The sequence below is a fragment of the Neobacillus sp. S1115 genome (assembly GCF_055385565.1).
In genome coordinates this window covers 664,050-684,085 of sequence record NZ_AP038275.1, presented here as the reverse complement: position 1 = coordinate 684,085, position 20,036 = coordinate 664,050, and the positions used below count along the sequence as shown (strand labels likewise).

Genomic DNA, 20,036 nt, shown 5'->3' with positions numbered 1-20,036 from the left:
AAAACTTTCTAAAATTCATAGATATATATTACACTAATTCAATTCTTTACAAGACTGATAGATAAGTTCAAAAAGGCTGTCCAGATCCTTTAATTCAACACAGGAAAATGCAATCCGAAGGTCTGTCTTGGCAAGGGAGATGGTACCCACTCCATACTGATTGAGCAAGTGGCTCCTTAGTGTTTCAGCATCGGAATGCTTGATGCGAAGGCATACGAAATATCCTGAGTTGAAGGGATAAGGTTCGAATTCATCCGCATATTTCCCGTCAGCTAAGATCTCTTTGACCCGTTTGGCCCTGTCTTCCATTACTTTATTTCTCTCCCTGCGCTGCATTTCAAATTCAGGATGTAACAAAGAATCCAAAATGATGGTTTGGGAAAGGTGCGGACTGCATGAGATTGTACTTCGAATGGAACCCATCGTCTTTTTCTCCAACGCTTCTAAAACCAGTGGATCTTCAATGCCAAATGTGAGAAACCCAACACGAAAACCCCAAGCATACTCTTCTTTCGTTGCCCCATCAATTTTAATTGGGAGAACACCTGGGTGTAATCCTACTAAACGGGCAAAAATAGATTCCTTGATTGAATCTTCGTAATATAATCCAAAGTAAGCATCATCCATAACAGCAACAATATTAACCCCGAGATCTGCTGCCTGCTTGATTGTCTCAAGAATTCCTTCTGCCTCTTTCTCCGTAGGAGTATACCCGGTAGGATTATGCGGAAAATTAAGCACAAGAATCGCTTTACCATTTTTGCAGGATAAAAGGACCGCAAGCAAACCTTCTATATTAAATTTATTTTCTTTCGTAAATAAAGGATAGGTCACGGTCTCACTGCCATGGCGGATGTTGAAGAGTATATGATAGTTATCCCAATACTTATCCGGCAGTATAATCGAATCGCCTTTTTCCACAAATAGGTCCGATACGATACTCAAGCCATGGGTCAGCCCGGTTGTCACAATCGGGGTACCAATTTCTTTTCCTTCTAGGGAGGGGTTATCCTTCAGGAGCTTTTTTCTCCAAACCTCACGCAGTTCCGGTTTTCCTTCAGTAGGTGCATACGGATACAGGTCTTTCGGATGATAGGAGGAAAGGTTTTGATGAATCACATCCATATAAATGGGCTGCCCACCCTCTGAAGCGATCCCGATGGTTGCATTGAATCGATCCGCTTTTCCCCTTGCCTCCGCAGCTTGGCTGACAATCCCTTTTGGAAAATACAAGGATTTCCCTAACAATGAAAGCATCTCAAATACTGGTTTATTCCGTTCTTCTATAACATGATTTAATTCTAATGCCAATGGGTTTAGCATTTTATTCCTCCTTTTTTCTCTTTCTTCCGTAGGAATGACCTCATATGCCATCGAAGCTGGATGTTGAATTAATGTACCTACATCACCCAGGGAAACTCCTAAAGTACTCAGTTAAACTGAATTCACTTTTATTCAGCTTGCTTTCTTGGCATTACAGCAATTGCTTCTATCTCACAAAGAACGCCTTTTGGAAGTTCCTTAACCGCTACACAGCTTCTTGCTGGTTTTGATACAAAATACTTTGAATAAACTTCATTAAAGGCCACAAAATCTGTCATATCTGCTAGGAAACATGTGGTCTTAAAGACATATTCAAATCCACTTCCTGCTTCATCAAGAATTGCTCCTACATTACGGCAACTCAGTTCGGTCTGATCTATAATCGTATTTCCTACCGTTCCATCTTCTGGATTTACTGGAATTTGACCGGACGTATATACCAATCCATCCACTATAACTCCCTGTGAATATGGTCCAATCGCTCCTGGTGCATGTTTAGTTTCTACTATTTTCATAAATCATTTTCCTCCCTCTATAAATGTTCATTTATCAACAGTTAGACTGATTGATGGATGAATTTCGTGTTCCTTTTAAATCTGTCCATTTTTTCGTTTTGTATATCGTGTTAGTATCACTTCATCACTGGTTACACCTATTAACTGCCTCCTCCAAGATATTATTTATAAAAGGTCTTTTTATGTTACCGCTATTATAAAATATAATCGTTTGGTTGAATAATGGATTAATTCTATTTATAATATAGCCAAAAGTTATATTATAAAAAGGAAAGATTGGTTAATGAACTATTATGAAATAGAAGCATTTCTAGCAGTTGTAAAGTACGAAACACTAACAAAAGCCGCTGAGGCCATTCACATCTCCCAACCTGCTTTAAGTAAACGTATTTCGCAGCTTGAAGAAGAACTTGGGTATCCATTGATTATTAGACAAAGAGGTGTTCGAAAAACAAAACTTACTGAAAAAGGGAACTCTTTTATATCTATTGCAAATCGCTTCAAAGAAATTTGGATTGATGCAAAGGCACTAGATACTATCAAACAATATAACTTATTCCGTGTAGCATCTTCAGATGGACCACATTTATTTGTTTTGCCCAAAGTTTATAATGAAATGATCAAAAAATTTCCTGACTTGGCACTTCGTTTGAGAACATTAAACTATCGTGAATGCTATCAAAGAGTCGCTAACGGAAGTATTGAGATTGCATTAGTAGGTGCTAACTATTATTTTAAAGGGGTTACATCCTTACCTGCCTATAGTGAAAAAATGCATTTTATATGCCGAACTGATTCAGACTATCCAGATATAGTTGAACCTAAAATGCTTTCTGTTTCAAATGCTGTCTATTCTCCGTATTCATCAGAATATATGATTTGGTTTGATCGTTGGTTTAAAACACAGCATGAACCGCTTATTGAAACTGATTTAATTTTACTTGTTGAAGATTTTCTTACATCTTTAAATAAAAATATATGGACATTTGTTCCAGCATCAGCCTTGGAGTATTTTCTGAGGAATCCGTTATTAACCACTCGAAAATTCATCAACAACCCACCGGACAGAAATATATTTTTAATAAGTAAGCCACATAATGAATCAGAGTATATGGAGCCTTTTATAGAAATACTTAAGAATACCATTAATGCCCTTGATGGCGTTAAATTGCTTCTTCCTTAAACTAATAGACCACCTCAAGTTCCGAAGTTAAAAACGTGCTTAACTCTTGACTCCATCGCCTTGAGATTTGTCAAACTTGTACTCATGATAAAGTTAGAAAATGAGGGACAAAAGGAGAGCAACTTAGCATAGGTCGTAACATGACTAACCTACCTGTTTTTTTTAAAATTGGAGGAAATTCTGCATAAGTAAAAAATAAAGGACTCTCTTTATCCTTTTTTGAATGATAATGCATGGGGTGGAACTCTATATGAAAATAAAAGAATACGACGATATCAAACTGGATAGGGTTAAAAAATAGCTTCCTTTGATATCAGTACAATTGGGTCGTGTAAATGCATACAGTGAGAGATTATTTGATTTCCAGCGATACAAACATCGAGTTAGATTTCATTTGCGATCTTTTCACCCAACAATGGAGCCATTGAAAAGATCTGCCCAATCCATTATAGATGATGACGATCTTCCTTTTTAACAGGAGTAAGACTGTGTAATATGTAAAAAAACCAAAAATATGCATAAAAACAAATAGAAACTTGCATATTTTCGGCTTTTATATAATTTGAGGCGGCAACATGGCTGCTAAGTCAGCATAGTAGTGCGCCCTCTATATCTAGTTCGACTTTTCCAGAGCATATTAACCTTAACGCTTAACGAATTCCTTAAGCCGCACCGTTATTGTAATGCCATTTCAAGATCCTTCCATATATCTTCTACATCTTCAATTCCAACCGAGAAACGAACGAGTCCATCATCGAGACCTGCTTTTTCTCTTTCTTCCTTAGGGATGATTGCATGTGTCATCGAAGCTGGATGTTGAATTAATGTACCTACATCCCCCAGCGAAACTGCTAAAGTGCTCAGTTTTACTGAATTCATAAGTTTAACACCAGCCTCGTATCCATCTTTCAAGACAAAAGAAATCATCGCCCCAGGACCTTTCATTTGTTTCTTCATGATATTTTTATCTTCAAAACTGGCCAATCCCGGAAAGTAAACCTTTTCTATTGCCTTATGTTTTTCCAAACGTTCCGCCAAAATTTGTGCATTTTCTTGTGAGCGATCCATGCGAACGTGCAATGTACGTATTCCTTGATAGAGAAGCCAGGCATCCATAGGGGACAAATTGGCTCCCATCGTCTTCTGCACTTCTTTTCGCATCGGCTCAATTATTTCCTTGCTGGAAATCACGAGTCCGCCAATAAGGTATCCATGACCCGACAAGTATTTTGTTGCACTGTGGACGACAATATCAATGCCATATTGTATTGGATTTTGTAAATATGGGGACAAAAACGTATTATCAACAACAGTCAAGATCCCTTTTTGCTTAGCGATCGCCGCTACACTTTTCATATCCACTAAGGAAAGTGTAGGATTGGAGGGGGTTTCAAAGTAGACCACTTTTGTTTGATCTGTAATGTGTGGTTCAAGCTCTTCCCCTGTCTTAAACGGTACAAAAGTTACATCAATTCCAAACTTTTTTACCGTTTTGGATAGAAATGCATGTGTCGCCCCATACAACGCTGTGTGTGCAACAACGTGATCTCCAGCCTGCAAAACGCCAAAAAGGCAGCCCGTTATGGCAGCCATTCCGGATGAGAAAGCCAAACAACCTTCACCAAATTCCAATTCGGCTACCTTCTCTTCCAGTTCTCTTACATTTGGATTCCCCAGGCGTGAATACATAAATCCTGGATCTTCTCCTGCGAAGCGTTGAGCTCCTACTTCTGCATTATCAAAAACAAATGTTGAGGTCAAATAAACAGGGGCGATGTGTGAGCCATGCCCTGGATCTTTATTTACTTTTACCAGTTTTGATGAATAGTTCATGAGTATGACGCCTCCTAATTTTCGTTAATCTGAAATGCTGCCGTTTTTATTTCTTCCTATAAGCAGTATATGCAAAAGTTATGCCAACTCTGTAAACCTTATTAAATGTACATTTTTAATTGTATAATTCTTTATTTATTTTTATTTTTGCGAAGGTGCGCTGGAAAACGTAGGAATAATCGAACTTACCACTTTGGCAATTTCGATAATATTTTTCCAAAGTTGGAAGGGATTTTATGCTTTTTCTTTTGCAAAAATGAAAACGGCCGATTTCGAATTTAAAATCGGCTTTAACAACATTTTATAAAACTACAGCTTGAACGGGGCAGCCCCCAATCAACCACCTTGCTAATGGCTCTTTCATGATGCTAAAAAACGATGGGTGGCTGGTTTTCATTCATTCTATAGTCTAAATATAGAAGATTCCCTCCTCCATTATCTGCAAAGGAGAAAATCCATTTTATAACAGGACAAGTATACAGTCTTTGCTATGTTTTTTTAATAATATATAAAGAACAATGGATAAGGAGGTGAAAAAATGTCTCAAGCTAATATTAATAATATCACGCCAACAATTTCTCTTTCGACAGCACAGACAGTTCCTTTACTGTTGGCTTCTGTTGCCCTTGAGGAATTATCTCTGGCTCACCTAATGAACGCAGAAGCCGAAAAGCTTCAATTTGTTCTTGGAACATTACGTACTCCTGGACGTGAGTTCTCTCCTGCAGCTGTTTCATTGACAAATCTGCTTAATCTCGATTCAAGTGTCCAAAGAACAATTCGTGATGTGATTAAGAAAGAAATGTTATTGGAATTCAAATTTGGAAATATTCTTGACTTAATTGGAACGTTATGCAGTATTCAAATGACGGCTACGGAAGTGAATCCTTGTTTGTTTAACATTCCTGGGACGGTGACCTGCTCAGGAGAAGTAGTTCCATTCCCAGTAACCATTGACTTTGAATTATTTATTAACGGGGTATTAGCCGCTCAGGCAACCTTCACATTTGCTAGTGGTGCGTTCGAAGTATCTGTATTTTTTGGGACAGGGACAACTGGAACAGCAACGGTCACTGCAACAACCACAGTAAACGGACAGACCGTTTCAACCGCAGTTTCATTTAATGTAAACTGTACAGGATCAGGGGCTGCACCGGGATCAGGCGGAGGATTCTTAGCTATCGAACCCCCTGTTTGATGTCGTACTACTAATCTCGGTATAGCATATTAAAACGAATTAGCGAAGATTATTGATATAGATGAATAATATATGACGGTGGTGGTGGATATATCTGAAGATGGATTCACCACAAATCGTAAGTACCATTAGACCGTTTCCTACTTTTTAGGAGACGTTTGTTATTTATTAGTTAAGTGTAAAAACACTAAGAGAAAAAGATTCCTGAAAAACAGAAAATCTACCTATGCACAACAACATCTCAGCATTATTGCAACGAATTAAATTTTAAATATTCCTTTAACAAGTAAGTTTTGTAGCATTTCCATATCCATGTGTACGTCCCCTTTGTAAACTTAAAGGTTTTGTATTATTGCCAATATGAATGAAATTACACCAAAATATATATGGAGAGGGACTTCCCCTCTCCATAGTTTATTTTAACCCCAAAACGGGGTCTGACCCCAAGAATCTAGGTCATATTTAACCTTAACTCTTAACGAATTGCCAAAGCCGCACCGTTATTGTAATGCCATTTTTAGATCCTTCCAAATATCTTCTACATCTTCAATTCCAACCGAAAAACGACACGCACTTCACTTGTCTAGGGTATATGCATCAACGCATGACGTCCTGGTAAGTTAAAGGACCCATTCAAGTACTTTCAGCGTTCAGTTACTCCTCCTCTTTACAAATGTGTACAGTAAAATTCAAATATTAGTAGATGGAATTAACTCCAAGTTTTCTAAGTCAATTGTAAAATTATAAGATTTTAGAATATCCAATCCGAGTAATCCATTGTGACTATTAGGTAACATCCCTACATCTATTTCAAATTCTTTTATTGCAAATGAATCAATTTTTATTTTATCCATAACCTTTGTATAAAATGGGACAGTGCCACCAATTCCATAAGCTTCATAAATCATATCTCCATTTTCATAATTAACCCCAATTTCCTCCAAAATATCCGGGCTAATTACAGTATGGGAAGATCCTGTATCTACTATTACATCACTAATTTTTATTGACCTTCCTCGAAATTCCACATAAAAAGTTGTTGTAATTAGTTGCCCGTCATATGAAAGCTTCATTATTTCCTTCTCACTTTCATTAAAGGATCTCTTCTAATGTGAATCACAAACTCTTCATTAGAAGTGTGATAAACTACAGTTCCTTCTTTAGCCTGAAAGAATTCTTTGGTGGCTTCCTTTTGAGAAATGGTTCTTATTGGGGCTACTTCATCAACTATTTTCTTGTCACCTTCTTCATGATAATCAAGAATTGAAACCAAAAGAAATTGATTAGGGAAGAGTTCCCTAACTTCTTTCCATTTCATATTAGCCGACCTCCTCCTCTTTCCCATTATCCTATATTATACTTGGTTCAATAAAAAACATCATATAAAACTGAAGAATGTTATGCTGCTTGTCGATAGAGATATTTAATAGAGTACAAGGTGTGGTTTTGTTAGTAAGGAATATATGTCTAAGACTAGCAGGTGTTTTTTGGGGGAAAAATAAATACATAAGATTGGCTGTAATGGCTATTTAGAATAGCTATAGAGATCGGCAGCGAAATGGAGTAATTCAGCAACAGTCTTAAAAAATTAGCCAAAACACACTCTTACATTCCCTTCTTTTTGCGCTGTTGCTAAACAGTTTAGTATAAAATTCAGGATTTGTTTTTGATCCCAATTTAAAGGATCATTATCTGATAGGGAATCACTTTTATCAAATAAATGATTGTAGGAATTCAAGGCCATTTCAATTTGTTGTATTGAGTACGTAGAACTGTCGCCTGATCCACTAACTCCTGCATTGTAATCATTTGCATCAAAAAAACTGTACAGTAAGATAGCATTATAATTCCCCATACTAAACCGCGCATAAGCAATTTCTTCTCCTGCTTTATTGTATCCTGAAATATCGTGACCCATTTTATAATCCTCCTTCAAAAATAAATTTGTAAACCAGAAATGATATACTGCGCCTTAGGAAGTTGAAAAATGACAATAAATAGACTACATGCCTTATCACTCCTTTCACGTTTGAACATTACGCAAGGAAAAAGGATGCTACGGTAGAAAAATGTGGAGATTCAATTAAGAGGGTGTTCGGAAACGTTTGATTAATTCATGAGGTGTTACATTCTTAAGGATTCCATGATACCGTGGTTTTGATGGAGAAAATTATGAAGGACAGAAACGGAATTATTTATTTTTATTGTCTTGTTTCCATCTTGCTACGTTCCTACGAAAAAATAATATCACATTACATTTCAAATAAAATTAGTCTTATCTAAATCTTTTCTACATTTATGTGAACAATTTCTTCAAAAAACCATTTAAAGCCTAACTTATATATATCAAACAATAAAAAAACCTCCACATCAAACTAGTAAAGGGTTCCGTTTTGAGGTGCTTTTCTTAAAATAGTGCCAAAATGACAAGCGGCGTATTGGCAAAAAAGTAAAACTCGCCATTATAATTGGCGAGTTTCTTTATTAGTAATACAATAACCTTATTTATATAATACATCACTTACTTGTTCACCGTTCTCTTTGAAAAACTCACTCCCTATTAAATATGAGCCTTGTGGCCTTAATCGAGTAACCAGCAAAAGTAAAATAAGCGAATGTTTTACGGTTAAATATAGAAAAGAGCTCGTTTTGCGGTAAATAAGGGAAGAATTTTCGGTTATGCAAAGAAAAATCCCCCATTTTTGCATTTTCCAATTCAATAAGCGAAAATTCTCCGTCTATTTAGGCCTTTTTTAATAGTAATCACTAAATAAGCGAAATTTTTCCGTCTATTTTCCAGCTCGGGTGTTTAACCTGATCCCCCAACCGATAAGTGCGGACCCACCTCTCGATCCTAGACGCGGGAATCAGAATACCAAAAACATTATATGGAACCGTTGCTCATGTACCATTAAATTGAAGCACGAGAACCGTCCCCATGCTTCAATTCTTGAGAATTTCTAACCACTTTCCCGCCAGGTCCTTCATATTCCCGGCCCCATCCCGTTAATACAGAGGATAATAGAACCAAGAACAGTACCATGCAGTAAATCATACCGCTGCTGACTTGTGTTAGTGATAGTGGTGCAACAAAATCATACCCTTTTGAAAGCAACGCACCGATAAATACAAAAACACTTAAAAAAGGAATAACGAGAACGATCGCATTCGCAAAACCATCCAGCAGGTAGGAACGACGGTATGGATGCAAACCAACACGTTTGCCAATCTCATTCTGTACTTTTCCAAATGTCGTCATCGATGCACTGGTGACGCCGCCGAAGATTAAAGTTGTAAACGAAATTCCTAACATCATTGCGATCTCGGCACCTCGGACTGTCCTGCCCATTTTGCTGCTAAGGATGCCGTTTGTGACTTTTTCAAGCACTCCCGCACCATTGAGCACACCCATTATGCCGTAGACTGAAATAACCAACGTGACCGTTGCCATCATGCTGCTGACACCGCCCGTCAGGAATCCTTTCGGAGCCCCATCCTTAACGGAGATCACATTGTCGAAAGTTAAGAGATTAAACACCAGACCTGTTATCGTCCCTAAAATGATACCTATTGTAATAGCTATATAGATATTGCGAGTCTTTATTGCTGCAATTAACATAACTGCTACCGGAACCAGCATGACCAGTGTGGTAGGATTCATGCTTTTCGTAAGAATTTCCGAAGCGCCATCACCTACCGTTCCGCCGCCCCCGAAGATCCAGAACAGAACAAAAGAGATAGAACCTGCGACCAAGGAATACTTCAGCCGGCTGGAAACACAGCCGCCGATTTCAGCAAACCCTTCTTTTTTGGTATATTCTTGAGTTCCTGCAGAAATGATGGTGGTATCAGATATTGGCGCTAAGTTATCACCAAAAATAGAAGCACTGACGATGGCACCCGCAAGAACAGCAGGATCGCATCCCAACAATACTCCTGCCGGGTAGAAAATAGGAAAGCACGTAAACATGGTTCCGATCGATGACCCAGTAGCAGTAGAAATGACACAAACTGCTAAGAAGGTAAACGCAGTGAATAGTCCCCCATCCACGCCCAGCAGGTCGGCAAGCCACACGAAACCTGACGAAATGTTCGTGCTTTTGATCAACTCCGAGAACATCCCGATGACGAACAGCAAAATGGCAATCGGAACGGCTTCCTTTACGCCGTCATATACCGAATCCCAGAAGCGATCGTAGTGACCCTTTTTTACAAAAAGGGCACCGACCATCAGTGCGACGAAAGCGCCCATTGCGAGAGCATACATTTCAAACGCTTTAAAGACAATAAAATACAATACGCAGAAAAACAGAAAGATCACAACTGGAATAAACGCAGTACCCCATCCACCTCTAAATTCAAGTCTCTTCTTCATATCGAAACTCCCTCTCCTCTACTAAACTCTCTATTCTAGACTAAACATACACTCTCACTTACTCTTCATTTAGATTCATCTTCATAATATTGCGATATTTTGAGCCAACAGTACGCTCTAACTCAAAAGGTTCACCGTCTAATATTGGATAGTTGTCTAAGTATTGTTTGATTTCTTCGATGTCGGCGTGCTCGAGTTCGAAACTAAAAATTTGCGCATTTGACTCCACATGCCGGCTATTTCTAACGCCAATAATAGATGCCCCGACTCCTTGCTGGCTCAATATATATTTTGTAGCAATCTGAGAAGCCTTGACAGAATACTTTTTACCGATTCGTTGCAGCATTAACAATAATTCCTGATACCCATCCCAACCCAAGGTATCCTCAATCACCTGAAAATATTTAACATGTGAGCGTGTTTCCGGTTGAATCGATGGCTGGCCGATCCATTTTTCCGCTAACAAACCGCCTGATAATGTACCGTAACATAGCAGGGAAATTCCCTTGCTTTTACAATAATCTAGTAATTCTTTTTCAGGACGTCGATCAAAAATCGAGTATTGATTTTGACAAGACACAATCGGGATACCGGCATCAACCAGCTCGCTTAAATGCTTCGTATCAAAGTTGGTCACGGCGATATTGCGGATCTTTCCTTTTTCTTTAAGCTTCAACAGATCCCCCGCTGTCTCAATATAGCCTGGAACATCATAATCCCACCAATGAAACTGCACCAGATCCAAGACTTCTCGTTTTTGACGTTGGAGGCTTCTGTCAATTATTTTTTCTGTGTAGTTGTAATCCACCTCACTGAGCAAATTGATATCCGGTACATACTTGGTATGGATTTGAATATCATGCGGTGAAAGGGTGCTCCCAGCTTTTAGTTCCGTTAAAAATTCACCTAAGAATTCTTCCGTACCCGTATAGATATCTGCACAATCAAATGTCGTAAATCCTCTTTCAGCAAGCATATGGAAGGCCTTCATGGCATCTTGCATATCTAATTTTGTTTCCAAGCTATGGCCTTCCGACAGCTGCCAACAGCCGTTGATCACTCTGCTGATCGTATAATCTTTTGCTAATTCAAATCGTTCTGCTGCCATTATGGTTGGTCTCCTTTATGTATAGGTTCTATTGTGCATTCAGCATGACTAAATTCCTTCGTTCCGGTGCGGGTTATTCTGAATCTGGCACCGCAGTTTGGATCTGGACAGGCTATTAAACTATCAGACAACATCCAGTCATTCCCGTGCAATGGCCGCTGCTTTGCCGGCAGTAATGGCAAAATCGCGCTTAAAGCATACATGGAAAATGAATTCGTTTCCGGGAAGATCAGGTCCTCCCCAATCACTAAGAAATAGTCACCTTCCTTATGCCTGCATACCATTGGTTGATCGGTAGCTACAACCTCTACTTTTAAGTTATATAGCGTAAATTTATCTTCCATTGGCACCTACTCCTTTCAACACTTTCAGCTGATTAAGGTTATAAAAAAATAAAAAAACACCTGTCCTCAAATTAAATAATAATTCAAGGACAAGTGTTAACCTGCGGTACCACCTTGTTTGATATGTATCAACCATACCCACTTTGTAGAGTGCTCACACACCCTTAGCCCTGTAACGCTGGCTCATGCGTCTAAGCTACTAAGAAAATTTCGTTCGCTTCGCCCTCTGAGGCCCATTTACTGTGACTGCATCTGTCCGGCTTCCACCATCCCGGATTCGCTGAGAGACCGTTTAACAGTTTTACTCCCTCTTCTTCGGTTTATAGAAATGTTAGCATCATAGATTTCTATTGTCAATAATAGTTTTAATTTTTAGATAACTGGACCTAATTTCCTCAATTAAGAACCGGATAGCCGGCGGCCTGAATTCTAACAACCGGATATTATTAGAGTAGAAGTGGTTAAAGCAAATGAATCGTTTATAAATTAATAGCTGCATTAAAAAAGGCGTAATTCTTGCTCCAGAATTGCGCCATGTCGTTGAAGATTCCCTTCATACATTCAAGTTATGCCTGTTTAGCTGAAGCAATCTATTAACTAGACTTTTCTATTTACTACTTGAGGAGGTTGTTCAAACCATTTTTCTTTTATAGCTAAAAGTAGACCTTGACCATAATACTTCTTCATATCCTCAGATATTTTGTCCAATTTAGAAACAATATCTGTTCTTAAGCTGGAAGTCATAGCCTGACTTATCATAGCAAAACAGAATATTCCCAGACATGTATTCGTAAAAAACAACATTAACTTATCGGAAAATGGCGACATCTCTACATCGGAAATTTTGTAGTCCCCTGATGCTGATATCGGAATATTTTCTTTTTCAAGAATTTCTTGAAGTGAATCTAACACTTTTTGGAGTCCATCTCTGCCTTTACTAAAATATTGTTTTAGGTCTTTTGTTTTCGCTAATTTACTAAACGTGACAAATACCATTTTTGAAAACTGTGCTCGATGAACAATTCTGGATAGATTTGCAATTTCAGGAGCATTTAAAGGTCTAGATCCACCAAAAAACCCATTAAGATATAGCATGGAATCAGCTATTTCTACCTCGTTATCGATCGCTACTTGTGGAGGACTCAAATATACTCCTTGTGATAGCATCAAATCTAAAAGTTCATTCTGGATTTTCACAAAAAAGGCAATGTTTTTTTGAAAATGTTCTCGGACATCGTTTCTAGTGCAATCTGAGAATGCAATTGGATATGTACTCATCGCTAGGTATGTAAGATCAAAACAAAAATATAAAATAAATGTATCGGAAAATACCTTTGGTACGCCAACCCTTACGTCTTCATCCGTAAAACCAAGAGGAATAGTGAGATTATCTTTGATAAAAATCTCCTTGAGTTCATTTATACTATTTTCAGTTTGATTTAACATTTTTTCGATGACTTGTTTTGTTTCGTTACTTTGAGTACTTGCATAAAAATATTCAAAAAGTCTAAGTTCCATACTGCTCTTTAAATAGGATGACCAAAGGTTAGATACCTCGCTTGAGGTTAATTCTGCTATTGGCATATGGTTTTTTGTATCACTCATTTTATTCACTCCTTTCCAATTAGTTTTTCCAATCTTTCACTTAATATTATTCTCCTCGTGCACCCCTTTTTATAGATGGAAATCGAAGCAGGAAAAGGGCGGAGTTACAACGATAAGGAAATTACCATAATAAAAAAGCCCAATTTCTCAGTAGTAAATGGAGAAATTGGACGGACTGCTACAGTAACTATGGACGAGGTTTGTATTATTCCGAAGCTAAAGCCTGTGCTTTAGTTACATGAACTGTTCCGGCGGGGTGTTGTGGAGGAGCGTATATAGAATAAAGTTTTAAAGGGATATTACCTGTATTGGTTACATTATGCCAGGTGCCTGCAGGGATCATAATGGCAAAATCATCATAAACGTTTTGAACAAAGTCTAAACGCCCTTTTGTCTTGCCCATTTGCACAACACCTTGACCTTGTTCAATCCGTAAGAATTGGTCAATGTGAGGATGAATTTCTAAACCAATGTCTTCACCAACATTGATACTCATCAATGTAACTTGCAAATGATTTCCTGTCCATAAAGCGGTACGATAGGTATTGTTCTGCCTGGCAGCCTCATTAATATTGACTACAAATGGTTTCCGTCCATAATCTTTTGCCTGGATTCTTGCGTTATCATACATATTCCAGTAATTAGGCTGTCTTGTATAATTATTATACATTTGGACATTGGGTTGATATGGATTTGGATATGAATACATCCAAGGGGTATAGTTCATCAAATTCAATCCTTTCATAGATTAATACAAATTATCGTATGCACTATTTTATGTGAAGGTACCTTAATGTACGGAGCTAACTTAGTTTTCTATTTCTTATAGGAGATTACTATAAAACCAAGTTCGATCATACATCTTGAGTCTCCACTTCAAATGAAAGGATCAATGCAGTGACGGCCGTCATGCCTTCCTCCGCTTTCTTCCGATAAACGTTATAATCAGAACCAAAGCAGGCAAAAGAATCAATAGCGGCAGGTGGATCATAGCAGGAATCACGTTCAGTCCCACTTGGAGATGTTGGGAAATATTATCCGAATAGGTATATGAAAGCAAATAATTGATCGTTAAAATCAAAAATGCTAGAAATTTAGGATTTACCCTGCTCATGGTATGCTTCGCAAGGTTGATACTGGCAAATGTAAACACCGTTATTTTAAAGTATCCAGCAATGATAAAAATAATCACCGCCAATGTATCCAGCCGTTCAATGAAATCAAAGAGTTTCACCCTTTCAATCGCCGTGATTAAGGGAAAGGTATAGTTTTTGGCTAATTCCGGATGAAGGATACCAATAATTAAAAAGCTAAAAAGAGACAGTAAAATTATAAAAAAGATTATCATGATGGTGCCTTTTTTTGATACACCTGTTATGTCCGTGCGGTTTAGGAAAGGAAAGATTAATAAAAAGGCAAGCAATTCACCGTATGGAAATGTCATAATCGTTGGAAGTAAGCTGACTATTTTCTCAAAATGAAATGACAGAATCGGGTCAACATACTCCCACCGAAAACTTCCGCTTAACATGATGACGATGGGGAGTAATAGGAGGAATAGCAGTGTTATAGTTCCCATAATCACAGCAGAACGGATGAACGCTTCCAATCCTTTCATATATGTATAAACAACAATCAGAAAGATCGAAGATTTTATAAAGAAAGGATGCATCGTAAATAGTAAGGTACTATTGATAAAAAAAGTAAAATCTGTTAACACACGTGAAGCCAAGTAAGCAAAGTACAGGACATATACAAGGGAAACTAGAGAACCAAGGTGTTTTCCGAGACGTTTGTTAAAAATGTATCCTAAGCTTTTGAAATCGTTGTTCCTCCAAATATAAACATACATGTGGAATAGAAGCAGCCCGATGCTGCCGGCGAAAAGATTGACCATCCAGGAACTTTTTTCTGCTGTTAAATTCATCCCTACAATAATGGCACTTCCAATCAGGAAAAGCAGCATCGTAAACATGGTTTCGATGATTCCGATGTTAGGTTTGTTCTTCAATTTAGTCACCTCTGGACTTGTAGTTCCCGATACTATTTATGGAAACCTTTGTATTCAGCTTAATTTCAGCATTTTTCAGATGTGCCGGCCAGTCTTCTTTTAGTTTCTTCCATTCCTTGGGGCGCTGTTCACTAAGCATAAGGCCTAACCCTAGTGGATCTAATTCGTTTTTTTGAGCTAATGTAAGAAGGTCATGAACTTTTATCTGTATTGTTTTCTTCAGTTGTTTTTCAAGTTGTTCTATTTGTTTAGGATCTTCCAAGTTCAAACCGCATTGATATTGGCTGATGTCGCCTTTCAGCCGCAAATCATAATGAAAGATATATTGATTTTTATGTACCTCGACTTTTCCATCATTGGCGAAATTGCTAAATACTCTATACACAAAATAATCTTTCTTTTCTTTTGGACAGCTAGATTCTATGGAATAACCTGCAGCGCTTCCTTGTAGTAAGGACAAAAAGGCCGCTTCCCTGTATTCAATAAAAGCAGTAAGCTGATTTCCTTTAAATAACGCCAATCCCCCATAAGCAATATGAGCCGGGCTGGTTGTTTCAAAGTTCCCCTTCGTAATCCCTTTTTTTAGATTGCCTTTTAATTGAATGAAAGGCAGTGCAAAATCTTTTCCTTCCTTGACCATATCGACCTTGATTTCAGAGGATGTCTTTGGGATATCCTTTCCAATCTTTTTTATCGTGTTGGAAATTTCAAATGCTGAAAACCCTTCTACAGGTGAATAAACCTTTAGCAAATCACTTGGACTGACAGCTTTGGCAATCACGATATGGGTATTAGTAGGAACCTGGGAAGAGTGCAGGACATATTCTGCAATTTCATTGATTCTCCCTTTCCGAGCTAACTTTTCACCTATAATAATGATTTCCACTTGCCTTAAATGCACAAACCGTGAAAGGTTGACGGAGATTCTTTCAAAAGCCGAGTCAATGGTCTTTCCTGTTGCTTTATAAACAATATAGGGTGAGTTTTGGATGGGCGTTTTTCCGGCAATTGCAGCAGGATTGATTAGTTGCAGGGAAAGTTCATACCCATCTTTAGCTTCATCTATGCCCATTGCAAAAGTAAAGGAGAGTTCATTTAATTCATGTCTATCTGCAGGTGCAAAAAAAATAGAAGCCATCGTTAAGAGAATAAAAAGAGCATAAAGATATCTCATAGAAATCACTCATTTACGGCTATTTTTTAAAGATCGTCCTTATTATATTTTTTCGGTGTATTAATAATTTTCTTCAATGGAAAACGAATAAAGGTGTCTTTAAAATCCGCTGTTTTTACTGGTGTAATCGGTGATAAATATGGGACACCAAAGCTGTTTAAGGAAGACAGATGATTAATCAATACAATCGTTCCTAAGACGATTCCATATAAGCCAAAAGTACTCGCCAGAAACACCAGAATATAGCGGATGATTTTAATGGCATTACCAAAGGGATGAATAGGTACAGAGAAATTCAATACATAGGTTGCTGAAATGATGACCAATGTTGATAATTGGACAAGCCCCGCCTCAGCGGCAGATTGTCCCAAAATAATCGTCCCAATAATTGAAAATGCCAATGTGATGCCTGTAGGCAAGCGGATGGAAGTTTCCAAAATCACTTCAAAAATCATCATGAGGACGAGCACTTCAACAACTAATGGTAACGGAACAATCTGCCGCTGCGTCGCCAGGTTAATAAGTAACTCACTGGGAATCAGTTGCTGATGAAATAAAATAAAGGCAATGTAAATAGGAATCAGAAAGATCGACGTAATAAAAGATACAATTCTAATTATTCTGGCTGCACTAAACATAGAGCTTTCATAATAGTCATCAGCTGATTGGAAAAATTGCATAAGCAAAGCAGGGACAATCAATACATTTGGAGAACCGTCACAAATAATTACGATCTTTCCTTCTAAAAGGTGCCCCGAAGTAACATCCGGCCGTTCCGTTGTTAACACGATAGGAAATGGAGTGATTTGATCGTCAGATATACTCTCCTGAATATACGATGAATCAAGAATCGACTTTAAATGAATCGAATCCATTTTACTTTTCACATGATTTAATATGTCACGGTCTACTTTCTCCGTTAAATATAAAAGGAAGACACCCGTGTTGGTTTCTTCTCCGATTGTCTGATCCTCAATGGTGAGTTGATCGTTTTTAAAATATCTTTTAATAAGAGAAATGTTATTTTGGGCGAGCTCAGTAAAACCTATTTGAGGTCCCTTTAACACACGTTGTGCCTGTGGCGGAGAAAGGGAACGGTCCTTCCAATCTGCAGTATCGGCTGAGATGCACTGTGTGACTCCGTCAACAAGAATGATGGTGTTTCCACTAGACAGCTCTTTTATCAACTTATTTAAATCATCGATTGTCTCTATCTTGGAAATCTCAATGGTGTTTTCGATCACTTTAAGCGAATCTATTGAGAATGACCCTATTTTTAATAATGGGCCCAGGATATGCTCTTGAATCATTTTCTTATCAGCGATAGTGTCTAAATACACCAAACATCCTGAGGATTCAGCTGAAAAAAAGAAAAATCGGATAATTAACTCTTTATTATGGTGAAAAGAATCTTGAATGAAAGATAAGTTCTCGTTCAAAACTTTAGACAAACTTGATTTAGCCGTTTTCATATAAACACCCAAACTGGTTTTTCCTTAATTTCCCCCGTTAGGAAGATTATATACGGATGAGGCATGGGGACGGTTCTTGCCTCATTTTAGTCTAATAGGTGATGCATGAGAACCGTCCCCATGCATCTTTCCCTATTTTATTTGCGAAACCTAGCCTTTTATTTGCGAATCTAAAATGAGGTGCTCCTTCCCTGATATTTATTTGCGGAAAATGAACATTTATTTGCGAATATCCCTGTTTTATTTGCGAATCTAAAATGGAGTGCTCCTGCCCTGTTTTTTATTTGCGGAAAACGAACATTTATTTGCGAATAAAACTGTTTTATTTGCGAAACCTCCCCCTATATTTGCGTATAAAAAAAGAGTGCCTGTCACCACCCGTAATTTATCGAAAAGAAATCAACAAATTCCGTGCAGTAACTGGCACTTTTTCAAAAATGAAGCACGAGAACCGTCCCCATGCTTCAAAAACTTTTTAGGATGCAAAGCCCTTTCTCCAATTCGTCGGAGTCTTTAGGAGATGTAAGTGAAATACGAATAAACTGGGGAGATTCATCTTTTTTGACCAAGAAACGATGAGAATGATAAACATGGATCCCCCGGCTTAAAGCTATATGCTCAAACTGGTTGAGCTGCCATTCTTTATGCAGTGGTATCCAGCGAAAAAAACTAATCGGGTTTTCGCTTTGATCATCAATTTTAAAATATTTCTGGTAAATCTCGTTTCGTTCTTGCGAAATTTCCCGCTTTTTCTTAATGATTTGTTCCGCAGCCCCTGTATTAATTAATTCTGTGATAATTTCTGCATTTAAGGCAGATGTTTTTACGTTGAGATTGAAAATTCCGTACGTGATTTTTTCAACAAACTGATCGGCATAAGCGATAAAGGCAACTCGAATACCAGAGCTAAGTGATTTGGCAACGCTCAGGATATAAATAAACCGTTCCGGCACAAAATGCGAAATAGGATAATAGCCGTCCGGTGCCAGGAACGAGTATACATCATCCTCTATTAAAATAAGCCCATGTTTATTGATGACCTCAGCTATTTCCTTTCTGCGCTTCATACTCATAGTCACAGCAGTAGGATTATTGCAGGAGGGACTTAAATAGATTCCCTTCAATGGATTTGTTCGGCAGACGGCCTCTAATTTCTCCGGCTTCATGCCTTGCTCATCGCCCTCAATAGGGATTAATTGGATATTCATTGTTTTGGCCAGTTCAATAAAGTTAGGATACGTATAGATATCAACCGCAATTTTATCTCCCGGATGAAACAAGGACATTAGAATCAGCGAAAACGAATTTTGCCCGCCTGAAGTGATCGCAATATTTTCAATGGGGGCATCCATGTTAAAGCGCTGCATCCACTTTTTGGCTGCCATTCGATGATAAGGCATTCCCAACGGGTGCCTGTAATCTAGCAAATTTTCCAGATAATCTTTGGCGGCGATACTTTTAATCGCTTGTGCGACGAATGAGTTTGTGTGATCAAGGGGCTTGATGATCCCCATCTCTATGTAATTCTTATGCTCATCACTATCTGCCATGAAAATAGCATTTTTTACATTGGGCGTCACAAAGGTTCCCCTTCCGGTAACGGCATAGATTAATCCTTTCACTTCACATATTTTAAAGGCCCTTGTCACAGTGCTGAGGTTAATATCAAGATAATCTGCCAATTCTCGCTGAGGGGGAAGTTTCGTATTGGGTGCGAGAAAGCCATTGAGAATATCATATTCCAACAAACTAGCAACCGATCGATACAATGGAGGGACAAGCTGTTTTTTATCCGGCTTCCATGACATCGGATAATTTTCAAATGAATTAACCGGCATATCACACTCCTCCTTGAAAAATTGTATTGCATACAATTATATCATTGAACCCATACA

General features: G+C 38.1%; 17 protein-coding genes. 2 read left to right on the top strand and 15 right to left on the bottom strand.

Annotation, left to right across the window (positions count from 1 at the left end):
- Positions 1–33: 33 nt before the first annotated feature.
- Together ACZ5B7_RS03295 and ACZ5B7_RS03290 are read right to left on the bottom strand one after the other, a co-directional pair.
- On the bottom strand, positions 34–1,323 hold the full coding sequence (locus ACZ5B7_RS03295; RefSeq protein WP_464492624.1) for an aminotransferase class I/II-fold pyridoxal phosphate-dependent enzyme: 1,290 nt from the start codon (positions 1,321–1,323) through the stop codon (positions 34–36).
- 128 nt (positions 1,324–1,451) lie between these two features.
- The gene (locus ACZ5B7_RS03290; RefSeq protein ID WP_464492623.1) at positions 1,452–1,838 is read right to left on the bottom strand and encodes a RidA family protein; all 387 of its coding nucleotides are present in this window, start codon (positions 1,836–1,838) and stop codon (positions 1,452–1,454) included.
- 283 nt (positions 1,839–2,121) lie between these two features.
- Between ACZ5B7_RS03290 and ACZ5B7_RS03285 the strand changes: the two genes are divergently transcribed.
- Positions 2,122–3,021, top strand: coding sequence for a LysR family transcriptional regulator (locus ACZ5B7_RS03285; protein WP_464492622.1), 900 nt, complete (start codon positions 2,122–2,124; stop codon positions 3,019–3,021).
- 675 nt (positions 3,022–3,696) lie between these two features.
- Here the strand turns inward: ACZ5B7_RS03285 and ACZ5B7_RS03280 are convergent.
- Entirely contained in the window at positions 3,697–4,854 is a 1,158-nt protein-coding gene (locus ACZ5B7_RS03280; protein ID WP_464492621.1) for a trans-sulfuration enzyme family protein, read from the bottom strand.
- 538 nt (positions 4,855–5,392) lie between these two features.
- Here ACZ5B7_RS03280 and ACZ5B7_RS03275 point away from each other — a divergent pair.
- On the top strand, positions 5,393–6,052 hold the full coding sequence (locus tag ACZ5B7_RS03275; protein ID WP_464492620.1) for a hypothetical protein: 660 nt from the start codon (positions 5,393–5,395) through the stop codon (positions 6,050–6,052).
- A 689-nt stretch (positions 6,053–6,741) separates the two neighbouring features.
- On the opposite strand, the gene ACZ5B7_RS03270 is transcribed toward ACZ5B7_RS03275, so the two are convergent.
- The 12 genes from ACZ5B7_RS03270 to ACZ5B7_RS03215 all read right to left on the bottom strand — a co-directional run bounded on the left by ACZ5B7_RS03270 (position 6,742) and on the right by ACZ5B7_RS03215 (position 19,979).
- Positions 6,742–7,125 (bottom strand): retropepsin-like aspartic protease family protein, encoded by a 384-nt coding sequence (locus ACZ5B7_RS03270; protein WP_464492619.1) that lies wholly within the window; start codon positions 7,123–7,125, stop codon positions 6,742–6,744.
- On the bottom strand, positions 7,125–7,370 hold the full coding sequence (locus tag ACZ5B7_RS03265; RefSeq protein WP_464492618.1) for a hypothetical protein: 246 nt from the start codon (positions 7,368–7,370) through the stop codon (positions 7,125–7,127). Before ACZ5B7_RS03265 ends, ACZ5B7_RS03270 begins: the two co-directional genes overlap by 1 nt.
- Before the next feature lie 270 nt (positions 7,371–7,640).
- Positions 7,641–7,970 carry a hypothetical protein gene (locus tag ACZ5B7_RS03260; RefSeq protein WP_464492617.1) on the bottom strand — a complete coding sequence of 110 codons (330 nt, stop codon included), beginning with the start codon at positions 7,968–7,970 and terminating at the stop codon, positions 7,641–7,643.
- A gap of 993 nt (positions 7,971–8,963) precedes the next feature.
- The gene (locus ACZ5B7_RS03255) at positions 8,964–10,427 is read right to left on the bottom strand and encodes a Na+/H+ antiporter NhaC family protein (RefSeq protein WP_464492616.1); all 1,464 of its coding nucleotides are present in this window, start codon (positions 10,425–10,427) and stop codon (positions 8,964–8,966) included.
- Positions 10,428–10,485: 58 nt separating this feature from the next.
- The gene (locus ACZ5B7_RS03250; RefSeq protein WP_464492615.1) at positions 10,486–11,535 is read right to left on the bottom strand and encodes an aldo/keto reductase; all 1,050 of its coding nucleotides are present in this window, start codon (positions 11,533–11,535) and stop codon (positions 10,486–10,488) included.
- Positions 11,535–11,879, bottom strand: coding sequence for a TIGR04076 family protein (locus ACZ5B7_RS03245; protein ID WP_464492614.1), 345 nt, complete (start codon positions 11,877–11,879; stop codon positions 11,535–11,537). The genes ACZ5B7_RS03250 and ACZ5B7_RS03245 overlap by 1 nt, the downstream gene beginning before the upstream one ends.
- A gap of 597 nt (positions 11,880–12,476) precedes the next feature.
- Positions 12,477–13,484 carry a DUF3231 family protein gene (locus tag ACZ5B7_RS03240; protein ID WP_464492613.1) on the bottom strand — a complete coding sequence of 336 codons (1,008 nt, stop codon included), beginning with the start codon at positions 13,482–13,484 and terminating at the stop codon, positions 12,477–12,479.
- 205 nt (positions 13,485–13,689) lie between these two features.
- Positions 13,690–14,211: a cupin domain-containing protein gene (locus ACZ5B7_RS03235; protein ID WP_464492612.1), complete on the bottom strand. Its 522-nt coding sequence runs from the start codon at positions 14,209–14,211 to the stop codon at positions 13,690–13,692.
- Positions 14,212–14,391: 180 nt separating this feature from the next.
- A complete protein-coding gene (locus tag ACZ5B7_RS03230; RefSeq protein WP_464492611.1) occupies positions 14,392–15,495 on the bottom strand; it encodes a GerAB/ArcD/ProY family transporter in 1,104 nt (367 codons plus the stop codon).
- 1 nt (position 15,496) lies between these two features.
- Positions 15,497–16,669, bottom strand: a complete 1,173-nt coding sequence (locus ACZ5B7_RS03225) for a Ger(x)C family spore germination protein (protein ID WP_464492610.1) — start codon at positions 16,667–16,669, stop codon at positions 15,497–15,499.
- A 26-nt stretch (positions 16,670–16,695) separates the two neighbouring features.
- Entirely contained in the window at positions 16,696–18,141 is a 1,446-nt protein-coding gene (locus ACZ5B7_RS03220) for a spore germination protein (RefSeq protein WP_464492609.1), read from the bottom strand.
- Between the two features lie 464 nt (positions 18,142–18,605).
- Positions 18,606–19,979 carry an aminotransferase-like domain-containing protein gene (locus tag ACZ5B7_RS03215; protein ID WP_464492608.1) on the bottom strand — a complete coding sequence of 458 codons (1,374 nt, stop codon included), beginning with the start codon at positions 19,977–19,979 and terminating at the stop codon, positions 18,606–18,608.
- Positions 19,980–20,036 lie beyond the last annotated feature (57 nt).